A 12,500-nucleotide genomic window follows, 5' to 3' on the forward strand; every position below is an offset into this window, starting at 1 on the left:
CGTGCGCGGATCATCTCGCCGCTGTGAAGCGGGCGGTCATCAGAGAGATAAATCGTGAGGATTCTTCAACTGGTTCACGCACCACGATTGTCGGGGGCAGAAGTACTCGTCAAAGGGCTTGCAATTCATCATCAGCGTGCCGGGCATGAAGTCTGTATGACTTCGCTGCTGCCGCAGCAGGACGATTTCGCCGACATTCGCGCGGAACTCAACGCGGCCGGCGTCATGTGCCGCTTTCCGCAAGTGCGTCATGGACGCGCGGGCAAGCTGGTGCACCTGTATCGCGTGGTGCGCGAGTTTCGGCCGGATTTCATCATTGCGCATGCGACGCTTGCGGCGCTCTATGTGCGTTTGTTGCCGGTGCATACGCCTATCGCATGGGTAATGCACTCGGGTGTCAACGACTTCGAGAACGGCGCATTGAAGCGCGCCGAACGCCTGCTGTCGCGGCGAGCTAGTGCGATCATCGGCGTCTCGCAGCAGAATCTCGACGACTATATGCGCGAGATCGGCCGGCATCCGTCGATGGTTGTGATTCCTAATGGAGTGGACGCGTCGCAATTCGCCGCGCCGGACGCCACGCCTGCGCATGACAGCGCGGTGCCGCCGAAGCAGATCGTCCAGCTCGGCCGGTACATAGAAGCAAAGAGTCAACTCCACACCGTTCGCGCGTTCGAGCGCGTCTTGCAGGTGGAACCCGAAGCACGTCTGCTGCTTTGCGGTGTGGTCGAAGAACTCGACTATCACCGCGCGGTGGTGTCGCTGGTCAGAGAGCTTGGGCTCGAGAGCAAAGTGACCGTATGCGGACCGCGCTCGGACGTCGCCGCGGTGTTGCGTTCGTCGCGCGTGTTCGCGATGCCCTCGCGTTTCGAAGCGCAGAGCATTGGCTTTCTCGAGGCGCTGGCGTCCGGCATTCCGGTCGTCGCGAACCGGATTCCTTCGTTCGGCTTTGCGAGCAGCCTGCCCGGCGTGAGCCTTGTCGATACGACGGACGTCGAAGCGTACGGCCATGCGCTCGCTAACGCGCTGAATACGCCGCGCGCGCACCGGCAGCTCGCCGGTTATACGTTGCACGATACGGCGGATCGCTATATGTCGATCGTGCGCAAGTTCGCCGAGCCTTTGCGCATGTCCGCCTGACAGGATCGACCGGCCGCTTCGTTACGCGTCGCACGACGTTATTGAGCGAGCCGGTCGATTCGCACCGTCTCCGAAAAAAGCCCCGGCAATTCGCCGAGATCCTGCGGCGTGCCCAGCGTCAGGCCGTTTTTCAGCGGATAGCGCGACAGCGCCGGAGCGCCGCCCGTGAAGTAGAAGTCGCCGAGCGTCGCGTCCACTCGACGATAAAGCGCGAGCGCCGCGCCTTGCTTGCCGTGAACGTAGGCCGGAAACACATCCGACCACGACATGCCGCGCAACGAAGCGACATGCGCGGGCATCGCAGCCGGGTCGGCGATATCAAGCGCGGCAATGTCGATCAACTCGTCGGCGTCAGTGCCGTCGAGGCGCGGCGTGACCAGCAGCAGCGTGTCGCGATCTTCGCCGTGCAGCGAGGCGATCGCGGGCTTCACGAAGCCTGGCATGAAGCCGGCCGGCAGCATTTTGCGTTCGCCGATCGTCATGCCCGCGTTGTCGTTGCGTATGACCCTGAGCGACACGCGTTCTTGCCCCGTCTCCAGCGCAACGAGCGATGAGGGCGAGCCCGCCTTGCCGAACGGCAAGAGCGTCGCATTCTGCGTGAGACCTTTGGCTTCTGCGACGAGCGTGGGCTGAGCAGCAGTGCTTGCCGCGCCGTTCGAGGACGCGAGCCACAAATCGAGTCCGCTGTCCGCGCGCTTCTGTGCAATCAGCACACTCGCGCGATGCGTGCCGGTGAAATCCGCGGCCACATATTGCTGCGTCAGCTCGGGCTTGAATGCGGTACTTGTTTGCAGCCAGAGGCGCGGCGCGTCGAAGTGGTCGCCCGCGCTGCGCAGCAGCCAGAAGGCGGTGCCGTTCTCGCGCGCGGTGACGATCATCAGATCCGCCTTGCCGTCGCCGTCGAAGTCGCCGAGCAGAAAGCGCGCGCTGTCGAAGCACAACTTGTCGCCCGCGCAGCTTGGCGCGGTGGCGCGTGCATCGAATGGAACCGCGGCCTTGTACCACAGCGCCGGCGGCGCGGCGCGTTCCAGCGACGCGACGTAGGCATCGAATCCAGGACCGTCGTGCTGCCGTTGCACGTAGACGGCGGATGCGTCGCCCGTTCCCATCACGTCGGCATACATGGCGGTCGCGAGCCGCAGATCGTTGGCCTGAATGTGCTGCGTTGTGGCCCAGCGGTAACGGGTGGTGAGCGCCGCGCAGCCGCGCATCGTCAGCTTGCCGCCCGTTTCGCCGAGGCAGTGACGCATCGGCGTGTAGACGAGGCCAAAATCCCAAGGCGTCCAGCGTTGCGCGAGGTCCCATTGATCGCAGCTTTCCGCGCGCAGATAACCGTCGCGCTCGGCAATGCATTGCGACGTGGCCACACTCACGAGGGCGGCGTTGCGTGCATTGCCGGGATACACCGTGAGCGGTTCCCATCGCCATTGCTGCGCGGCCGATCCGTTGCACGCGGCGAGTGTGGGCGCCTGGTTCATGCCGGGCGCGGTCACACAGCGGTTCGTCGCCACGTTGAATAGCGTGATCGGGCGCGCGACGAAGTCCGGCACACGGCGATCGCTGCGGTCCGCGAACGCATAGCGTCGCGCGATCCAGTTGCCGTCCCACTGGAATTCGCCGAACACATGCGACGACTCGCTTCCGTCGACGGAAAAATAGCTCGCGACGATGTCGCGCTTGCGTTGCACCTCGGCAGCAGGAAGATTGCCGGGCCAGCCGCCGGTGGGATAAGTCACGTGGTAGACGATCGGCACGCTGTTGCCGAGCGTCTGCGCGACATGACGCGTTATGCGCGCCGCGAGAATGTGATCCGGGTGCTCGACAAATGGTACGGTATCCGGATTAAGTGTGTAGATCAGCGTGGCTTGCGCGAGAATCGTCTTCAGTGTCGCGGAGAGCGACTCGCGATCGTACTTCATGCGCCCCGAGCCGTCCGCGTTGATCGGATACGTGGATAGCGTTGCGCGCTGTTCCCATAACAAGCCGAGCGGCTCGCGGCCGCCGCGCACGCCACCGCCCGGTAGCCGCAGTTCGAGCAGCCGAACCTGCGGCTTGGCTTTCAGCACCATTTCATGCACGAGCTTGCCGGCGATCTCGACGCTCGACTCGTTCCATACGTCGGGCACACCGGCCATGCGCGCATACGCGAGCCGCGAGGCCTGCTCGCGCGTCAGCACATAGGGCAGCCTCGCGCCGTTTGCGCCTCCGATCAGATGAACTGTGGTGATGCACCATCCGGCATCGAGACGCTCGCTAATCGCGGGATCGACGAACAGCAGATCGTCGTCCAGATGCGCAACGACGGTGACGAGCGTTCCCGCCTTGCAGTCCGCCGCGCGCGCTGCCGTTGGTAACACGGCCAACGCGAGCAGCGCGAAGAGCGCGCCGAGCGCAATGCATATTCTCCGAACAACACGGGCCGCCGATGATCGCATGTGCATTCGAGCCTTTTATAGTGCGCTCGATCATACTGCAATCATCTGACGTTCCGCGTTGGCGGGCTAACACTGTGCATACGGTGGCTGCTTAGCGGGAATACTAGCGGAAACACTAACGGAAATACGCCTTGGTGTTTTCATGGACGTCGTCGCGCGCGAGCAGTTCGTGAGGCGTGAGCCACAGATATTCGCTGTGCTGATCGGGCCGGCCGACCGGCTGCGCACTCGCTACCGACAACGCATAAGCAAGCACAATGTAATGCGTCGACACGCCAGGCTCGCCCGCGAAATTATCGCTGTAGTGATGTTCGAATACGCCTTCGAAGCGCGCCGAGGAACGTGCGAGTTTCGCGATGCCGAGCTCGGCGTCGGCGATGCGCGAGAAAGCGGCGTCGAGCGTTTCGTCCTTGAGGATGCGGCCGCCGGGAACGAACCACGTGCCGCGCGCGGGCCGATTGCGGCGATGACCGAGCAGAACGCGTCCGTCTGCATCGCGAACCAGCAGATCGATCGCGACGAGCGGCGTCAAACGAACAACATCGAGGAAGTCGATTTCCGTCAGCATGCGGGTTCCCGAGCAAGCTCGCTATTGCCACGGTGATTTCCGTGGCGCAAGCAGTGTTAATAGTCGCCACGGTTGTCGTCGTCGCGAGTCAGTCTTTGCGCGACGTCCGCGATCAGCAGCAAAAGCATGAGAGTGCCTGCCGCCGCAAACGCGAATGCACCGGCTATCGCGGCCAGCACGAGCATGATCCACGCAACCCCGTTCATTATTAGCGCCCCCCGCGCGTCGATACAGATGCTAATTGCGGCGGCCGCGGTGTTCTGTGCGCTAGCTATCGCGGTTCGCGTAGTTCTCGTAGTTCGCGTAGTTCTCGCCGCATGACTTCGAGCCGGAACGCTAGCGGGCGACGTAACCTTCCGGCGTAGTGACAGCGTCCTTGAATACGTCGGCGTTACTCGACACCACGTATAAAGGCGTGGGCGACAGTTTCAACGTTGCGACGCCGTCGCGATACGGCACCGCCGCCGCGTTGCCCATCATGTCGAGCGTGGTGACTTCGCCGCTCGTGCCGGGCGCGTCGACACGCAAGCGATATTCGACGCTTTGCCCCGCGTTGAAGCCGGTTTTCGCGCTCCATTTGTCGTTGTCGTGAGTCCAGAGCGCGGTCACGATCTTGCCACCACCGAGCCTTCGAAATGCGTACGCATGGACGCCGTTCGGCAACGCTTTGAGCGGCCCGAGCGTGCTCGTTCCGTCGACGATGCGCGTCATCGCCGCCACCGCGAGCGCCGCCGGCTTCGGACTGATGCGAGACGGACCATAGGCGCCTTTCGCATGCTCGAGTTCGAAGAAGATGCCGTAGCCGGGCGCCGCGTCCGGCATGTCCGCGAGATAGAACACGTAGGTCATGTCGGCGCCTTCGCCGAGCAGAATCAGATGCGTGCGCGCGACGACCGCGGCTTGCGCATACAGCACGTCAGCGCCCGGATAGCGCTTGCCATACGATTCGCCGATGTCGTAACTGATGCCCGTCTCGGTCACGAATAGCGGCGCGCCGGGCTTCAGGTATTGCCGCATTTCGTGGCGCAACGCGCGCATCGACGCAGCGAGCGCGCCCGATACCGTGCCCTGATTGCGCGTGTCGGCCACGCGCTCCGGCGGATGCGACGGTGTGGCGCCAATGTCGTAATAGCCGTGCACGGTCATGCCGTCCATATAGCGGCCGATGCCGAGCGGACCCAAACGGCGCATCCACGTCACGTTGCCTTGCACCGATGAATACGTGAGGCCCATCACCACCGCATGCGGATCTGTCTGATGGATGCCTTCCCACACGGCCTTGTACATCGCGACGAAATTCGCGTCGCTGTCGCGCCACGGCAAACCGCCGTCGGCGTCGGGCTCCCAGGTGACCTGATAGTAGTTGTCGCGCTGCTTCGGAAAATAAGTCGTGCGAACGCGATTCGATTCCGCGCCGACCTTCGCCATGTACTCCTTCATCTGCGCGAGTGAAGTGGGTGCATAGCTATGAGTTTGCTTGCCCGTCGTGCTCGCCCATTTGGGGATGCCGTCGAGCTGGATCAGACGCAAGAGATCGCCGCGTTGCAGGTAGGGCGTGAGCTGCTTCGTCGCGGGATCGAAGGTGCCGGGTTTGTCCGGCTCTTCCATGTACCAGTTGCGGTTGTCGTTTATCCACGTGAGGCCGAGCGCGGTATAGACCGGACGATAACCGTCGCCGTCGCAGCAATGCTGACCGGGCGCGAGATACGCGGTGCCCTGGCCGCCGAACCGATGCAGGTCTTCATACGGAAAGCGTACGGCCGGTAGCGTGGCCGCGGTATCGGGCAGCACGCCGAAAGTGGCGATGCCGGCCGGCCGCGTGCCGCGCGATGACAGTTCACCCTGCGCGCGTTCGAGCGACGCGGACACGGCGAAATAGCCCGCTATCGGCGATGCGCAATTGAGCGTCCATGACATTGCGCCAGCGGCGACGCTGAAGCGACCGCTTGCACGCACAACATTCCACGTGTCGCGTATCTGCCAGATGAGCGTATCGTTTTGCGGCGCGCGCGTGGTGAACACAAGCGCAAACGGTTTCGATGCGGCGAAGAGACGCGTGCCGTCGCTCGGTGTATCCGCTTCGATCAAATCGCCTGCGGACGCTGCGCTTGCTTGCGACGAAGGCGCCGAGCAACGCAGGCCCTTGCCGTCAGACGCCTTCGTATCGACCTGCGCCGCCGCTGCCTGGCATTCAACTGCCGATACGCAGAGCGCCGCGAAAAGAACCGCACGTGCAGTCGCACGCCCCGGCACGGACCTTATAATGCTTCGCACTGCGCGATGCCTGTTTGAATTCGACATACCATCCCCCGTGTATCCCGTGCTGCTCGCGCTGTGTCTCGTCGCGCGAGCGTCGTCAAACTGCTAATTCACCAGGCCAGAGCCGCCGCGACGTAGTGTCCGTTGCTGCATGTTGCGGAAACCGCATAGTGCATTTCCGCAAGCTTCTGGCCGTTTCCGACTGGCGCGCGTCTCGCGCGATCCGCCGCGGGTCCGTCAATTGCGCTGTCATCTTAACGGCCGTTATTCCCCATGTTTCAGGCCTGAAACATTAATCGCCGTATTTATATTGAATGCACCCAATAAGAACAAATTAAATAACCGAAAGGCCGTGCAAGGTGCCTATATTAGACACTGCTTCGCGTTATTGAAGTGCGCGGTTCCTATCGTCAGCCGAAACCTGCGCGGCGGTTGCGCGGGGGAATCTCCACAAGCGGGAGAGTTTGTGCGCAACCGCTCCATTCATTGGCGAAAACGCCTTTATTTTGGCCCTGGTTCCGTGCGGATCGAATTGTAACCGCCCTTTTTTGAGTAGCGAACCAGTGTGCGGTGGCGAACGAAATCGAGTTCTGCTTTGAACTAAGATTCGCACAACGCCAATTCAATGATATGTCGAATCGGCAATTAATTCGGTGCAATTCGGTGTTGGCGGAATATTGCCGAAAATCACCGCGAGCTACTCCTGTCAATGCGCCAACATGTCAGCACTATCGGTCATGGCGGCTAAATACTTGACTAGTGGTGGCTATGATGCACTGCTCAGAGTCGGCCCCGGCGTGGCCGTTGATGGTGAAAGTAAATCCGTTTTCTGGTGAGGATAGCTATGACCTGCGCGAGTCTCGAGTCTGCCATGCTGCGTTGGGTGCACGCACCGAACAAAGGCATGCGCCGCATCGCGATACTGATGTTCAACGACTGCTCGCTGCAAGGCGCCGGCGTTGTAGCCGAAGTGTTCCAGGCAGCGAATGAACTGGCTTCCTCGGGCCCGAGTGGCTGTTCATATGACGTGTGCTTCCTCTCCGCCGATGGCGGCATGGTGACGTCGTCGTCGGCTCTGCGCGTGTGGACCGATGGACTCGACGCGCGACATTACAGCGGCTTCGACGCGCTGTACGTAGCAGGCGGCAAGGGCGCCATCGCGGCGGCGCGGGACGAGCGCCTGATCGCGTGGCTGCGCCGCGTGCGGCACAACACCGGCATGATCCGGCCGATCGCGGAAGGACGCGCGCTGCTCGACGCGGCCTACTTGCCCGACGCAAGCGGCACCTATGCATTGCGCGACGAATCGGCGAAAACACCGCGTCAGAGCGAGCAGGGCGCCGACGCCGGCGATCGTCTCGAGTCGATGCGCAGCGCGCTCGGCATGATCAAGCGCGACCTGGGCGCGGCGGCTGCGCGCACCGTTGCTGAGCGCTTGCTTGCCGATTCGTGCTCGAACCTCGCGCCGCTTCTCAGCGAAGACGGCGCGCTTACGCCAGGCGACAAGGTGCGCGCGGCGGCTCGCTGGCTGCAGGAAAACTGCCAGCAATCTATTTCGATCGCGGACGCCGCGCAGTTCGCGGCGATGAGCGAACGCAACTTCCTACGCCGCTTCAAGATGGAAATGGGCATCACCCCATCGAGTTTTCTGTTGCACGAACGCCTTGCCGTGACGTGCAGCCTCTTGACCGAATCCGAATTGCCGGTCGACAAAATCGCGCGCCGCACGGGCATGGGCAACGGCGACCGTCTCGCCAAGGTGTTTCGCAAGCGAATGAGAATTTCGCCGACCGAGTTCCGGATACAGAGCCGCCGCATGGTCGGCCAGTAGCATCGGCGGGTTGTTTTGCAAGAGTCATAAGGATTGCAGATATGTTGAATCAGGGAGCTGGAAATAATACGTCGTCCCATGCTGGTGAGGACGCACGCGGCGCGCGTTGCACGCGCATCGTCCCGGTCATTCTCGCCGGTGGTTCCGGCACGCGTCTGTGGCCCGTGTCGCGCGAAAACTTTCCGAAGCAGCTCATCGACGTGGTGGGCTCCGATTCGCTGCTGCAAGCCACCGCGCGACGCATGAACGACTTTCCCGCGGGCTGGCAAGTCGATGTTTCGCCGATCATCGTATGCGGTGAAGAACACCGCTTCGTGATTGCCGAGCAGCTTCATGAGAATGGCGTCGAAGCGCGTCTGATTGTCGAGCCCGCTCGCCGCGATACGGCGCCCGCGCTGACGCTCGCGGCCTCGCTCGCTTGCGCTGAAGGGCAGGATGGAATTCTCGTCGTGATGCCGGCGGATCATTCGATCGCCGACGTCAACGCGTTGCAGGCTGCGCTCGAAAACGCGGCACGTTACGCCGAACGCGGCGCGATCGCGACGCTCGGCGTGCCGCCGACGCGTCCCGATACGGGCTTCGGTTATATCCGCATCGGCGCCGCGCTCGGCGACGGCGCGCATGCCATCGACGGCTTCGTGGAAAAGCCCGCGGAAGAGATCGCGGCGCAGTACGTCGCAGCCGGGGTGTACTGGTGGAACAGCGGCATCTTCATTGTGCGCGCAAGCGTCTGGCTCGACACGCTCGCGCGTTTGCAGCCGGACATGCACTCGGCTTGCGAGCGCGCATTCAGCGGCGGTCGCAGCGAAGACGGGTATTTCCGCCCGCTCGTCGATGCGTTTCTGAGTTCGCCGGCCGATTCGATCGACTACGCGGTGATGGAGCGCTTGAGTGAAGCGGCGGACGCTGCTGCCGCCGACACGGCAAGCGCAGATACAAAGGCAAGCGCAAAAGATGCGTCGCCCGCAGGCGTGGTGGTCCGACTCGAAGCCGGCTGGTCCGATCTCGGTTCATGGGACGCCGTCTGGGCCGCGATGGAAAAAGACGCCAACGGCAATGCGGGCCGTGGTCGCGTGGCGTTCGAGGGCGCGGTGTCGAGCTACGCGCATTCCGAAGGACGCCTCGTCGCCTGCGTCGGCACGACGAATGTGGTGGTGGTCGAAACCGCCGACGCGGTGCTCGTGGTGGACCGCTCGCATGTGCAGGACGTCAAGGGTCTCGTGTCGCGCATCAAGGCGCAGAACGCACCGGAGGCCGACGCGCATCGCAAGGTGCATCGTCCGTGGGGCTTTTACGATTCGATCGACCACGGCGAGCGTTTTCAGGTGAAGCGCATCGTCGTGACGCCGGGCGCGCAGCTTTCGCTGCAACTGCATCACCACCGCGCCGAGCACTGGGTCGTGGTGCGCGGCACCGCGCTCGTCACGCGCGGCGAAGAGCAATTCCTGCTGAGCGAAAACGAATCGACTTACATTCCGCTTGGCATCCGGCATCGGCTGGAAAACCCGGGGAAAGTGCCGCTCGAGATCATCGAGATCCAGTCGGGCACTTATCTGGGCGAAGACGACATCGTGAGATTCAACGACAACTACGGCCGCTGCTCTTAAGCAGCGGTCGCGGCGGATTGCGGACAGGAACGGTCAGTACGAGGTAAGCAAAATGCGCAGGTTTCAGGATTTGCTCGCGCGAATGTTCGATGTCGCGCTGGTGCTCGTAGGAGCGGCGGTGGCGTCGCAGATCCGCTTCGACTACCTCGCTCAATCGGGTTTCTATTGGGCGCTGGTGATGTTCGCCGCAGCCTTCGCGCTCGCGATCTTTCCGGCGTTCGGCGTCTATGAATCATGGCGCGGCCGCTCGAAGCTCGCGCTCGCAGGACAGGTGTCGCTCGCGTGGCTGATCGTGCAGGGCAGTGCGCTGGTATTGATGTATTCGCTGCATCGCAGCGACTTCGTATCGCGTTTGTGGTTTTCGTATTGGACCGCCGTGACCGGCGGCCTGCTGATCTCGTATCGCCTCATCACGCATGCAGTACTTGCGCGTGCACGCGGCGCGGGGATGAATCTGCATCGGGTCGCGATAGTGGGAAGCGGCTCGCAATGCGACGCGCTGATTCGCCGCATCGATTCCGCGCCGACCACGGGCTTTCGCGCGACGGCGGTCTACAACACGAAGCCGGATCAATCGCCGGTGAATAGTAAAGGTGTGCCGGTTTTCGATAGCGTGGATGCGCTCGCTGAATACATCCGCACGAATGACGTTCATGAATTGTGGCTGATGCTGTCGCTCGCGGAAGAGCCGCTGATCTGTTCGCTCGTCAGCGAGTTTCGCGACGATCTGGTGAACATTCGCTTCATGCCCGACGTGCGCAGTCTCGCGCTTTTCGAGGGCAGCGGTGTGATCGAGTTGCTCGGTGTGCCTGCAATCAACCTCGTGGCGTCGCCTCTTTCGGCGAGCTCGATGCTGAAGAAAGAGATCTTCGATCGCCTGTTCGCAGCTACCGCGCTCTTCTGTCTTGCGCCGCTTCTCGTTGCTATTGCGCTCGCGGTAAAGCTCTCGTCGCGTGGGCCGGTGTTTTTCAGGCAGAAGCGCAAGGGCGCGGATGGACGCGTATTCACGATCTACAAGTTCCGTTCGATGCGCATGCATACGGAGCAAAAGGGCACCGTCAGCCAGGCGACGCGCAACGATCCGCGCGTGACGAAAGTCGGTGCGTTCCTGCGCCGTACGAGCCTCGACGAATTACCGCAGTTTTTTAACGTATTGCGTGGCGACATGTCGGTCGTGGGACCGCGTCCTCATGCGCTCGAGCACGACGACCTCTATCAGAAAGTGGTCGCGGGCTACATCAATCGCTATCGGATCAAGCCGGGTATTACAGGTTGGGCGCAAATCAACGGCTTTCGTGGCGAGACCGACCGCATCGAAAAGATGGAACGTCGCGTCGAACATGACCTGTACTACCTGGGGCATTGGTCGTTTGCACTCGACATGCGGATCATCGGCGCGACGATTGTCGCCGGACTGGTGCATCGAAACGCTTACTAGTTGTTAACAAAGCACGCAAGGCGGTGCCTCTTTCCTGAGACATTCGCTCTTGCGCAAGGAGGAAAAAGTTATGAGCTCGCTTGGTACACGCACGGGGAAGTCTCTCGGTTTTCGCAATCGCTGCACTGCTCGCGGGCTGCGCTGCCGCGCCCGGTCAGCGGATGGACACGCCGGCCACTCTTCAGGAGACGGGCGGCGATTTCAGCACCGAACCGTCACAGCAGCAGACGATACCCATTACGGACATCAATCTGTCGCTCGTGCGCAAGATGCACGCGGACCAGACCAGTGCCCCGTTGCCGCCGGCAACGCTCGCGCTCTTCGGCAAGCCGGGCCCATACCGCGTCGGCCCTGGCGACGTGCTGCAGATCGTCGTGTGGGATCACCCCGAACTCGCAGCGGCGCTCGGCCAACCGGCGCAGAACGCCAAGTCTTCGGATGCGGCCTCGGGCTTTCTCATCGACGAGAAAGGCGATATCCAGTTTCCGTATGCGGGCACGGTTCACGTGGCCGGCAGGGACGTCAGCGCGATCCAGAAGGAACTGTATAACCGCCTGAGCAAGGTGTACCAGAAGCCGGAAGTGACGGTGCGCGTGGCCTCTTTCCGTAACGCGCAGATTTTCATCGACGGTGAAGTGCGCACGCCGGGCGCGCAGTCGCTGAACGACATCACGATGTCGCTGACGAGTGCTATCAGCCAGAGCGGCGGCTTCAGCCCGAACGCGGACCGCAGCCGTGTCGAGTTGATCCGCAATGGCGTCACGTATCAGTTGAACATGGACGACCTGCTCAAGCGCGGACAGAACCCGTCGAACATCTATCTGCAGGCGGGCGACGCAGTGCGTGTGGCCTCGCGTGAAGACAGCGGTGTCTACGTGATGGGTGAAGTGAACAAGCCGGCGACGGTCACGCCGATGCGCAACGGTTCGCTGACGCTCTCGCAGGCCATTTCGGACAGCGGCAGCTTCGACCAGGCTACGGCTTCCACGCGGCAATTGTTCGTGATCCGAAATTCCGCGAGCGAATCGCCGCAGATCTATCACCTCGACGCGAGCTCGCCGGTATCGATGATCCTTGCGAACCAGTTCGAGTTGCAGCCGAAGGACGTCGTGTACGTGGGCCAGGGCGGGCTGGTTCGTTTCAACCGTATCCTGAACCTGTTGTTGCCGGCGATCAATGCGGCTGTGACCGGCGTGGTAGTAGCGAAGTAAGCAGCAAAACA

General features: G+C 62.3%; 8 protein-coding genes and 1 pseudogene. 5 read left to right on the top strand and 4 right to left on the bottom strand.

Features of this window, described 5'->3' with window-relative positions; translation table 11 throughout:
* The first annotated feature begins 54 nt into the window (after nt 1-54).
* Nucleotides 55-1,140, top strand: coding sequence for a glycosyltransferase family 4 protein (locus ABIE53_RS04515; protein ID WP_029970375.1), 1,086 nt, complete (start codon nt 55-57; stop codon nt 1,138-1,140).
* A gap of 38 nt (nt 1,141-1,178) precedes the next feature.
* Here the strand turns inward: ABIE53_RS04515 and ABIE53_RS04520 are convergent, their stop codons facing one another.
* The 4 genes from ABIE53_RS04520 to ABIE53_RS04535 form a co-directional block, all read right to left on the bottom strand.
* On the bottom strand, nt 1,179-3,575 hold the full coding sequence (locus ABIE53_RS04520; protein ID WP_044020568.1) for an RICIN domain-containing protein: 2,397 nt from the start codon (nt 3,573-3,575) through the stop codon (nt 1,179-1,181).
* Between the two features lie 115 nt (nt 3,576-3,690).
* A complete protein-coding gene (locus tag ABIE53_RS04525; protein WP_006047812.1) occupies nt 3,691-4,143 on the bottom strand; it encodes a GDP-mannose mannosyl hydrolase in 453 nt (150 codons plus the stop codon).
* A 56-nt stretch (nt 4,144-4,199) separates the two neighbouring features.
* A complete protein-coding gene (locus ABIE53_RS04530; RefSeq protein ID WP_006047811.1) occupies nt 4,200-4,349 on the bottom strand; it encodes a hypothetical protein in 150 nt (49 codons plus the stop codon).
* A gap of 130 nt (nt 4,350-4,479) precedes the next feature.
* Nucleotides 4,480-6,444: a hypothetical protein gene (locus ABIE53_RS04535; protein ID WP_192700034.1), complete on the bottom strand. Its 1,965-nt coding sequence runs from the start codon at nt 6,442-6,444 to the stop codon at nt 4,480-4,482.
* Nucleotides 6,445-7,246: 802 nt separating this feature from the next.
* On the opposite strand from ABIE53_RS04535, the gene ABIE53_RS04540 reads away from it, so the two are divergent.
* The 4 genes and pseudogenes from ABIE53_RS04540 (at nt 7,247) to ABIE53_RS04555 (ending at nt 12,489) form a co-directional block, all read left to right on the top strand.
* Nucleotides 7,247-8,233, top strand: coding sequence for a helix-turn-helix domain-containing protein (locus ABIE53_RS04540; RefSeq protein ID WP_029970371.1), 987 nt, complete (start codon nt 7,247-7,249; stop codon nt 8,231-8,233).
* A gap of 41 nt (nt 8,234-8,274) precedes the next feature.
* Nucleotides 8,275-9,840 carry a sugar phosphate nucleotidyltransferase gene (locus ABIE53_RS04545; RefSeq protein WP_029970369.1) on the top strand — a complete coding sequence of 522 codons (1,566 nt, stop codon included), beginning with the start codon at nt 8,275-8,277 and terminating at the stop codon, nt 9,838-9,840.
* Nucleotides 9,841-9,892: 52 nt separating this feature from the next.
* Nucleotides 9,893-11,278: an undecaprenyl-phosphate glucose phosphotransferase gene (locus ABIE53_RS04550; RefSeq protein WP_029970368.1), complete on the top strand. Its 1,386-nt coding sequence runs from the start codon at nt 9,893-9,895 to the stop codon at nt 11,276-11,278.
* Between the two features lie 70 nt (nt 11,279-11,348).
* A pseudogene (locus ABIE53_RS04555) lies at nt 11,349-12,489 on the top strand (polysaccharide biosynthesis/export family protein).
* Nucleotides 12,490-12,500 lie beyond the last annotated feature (11 nt).

It is taken from the genome of Paraburkholderia sp. OAS925, assembly GCF_040543975.1.
Lineage (GTDB): Bacteria > Pseudomonadota > Gammaproteobacteria > Burkholderiales > Burkholderiaceae > Paraburkholderia > Paraburkholderia graminis.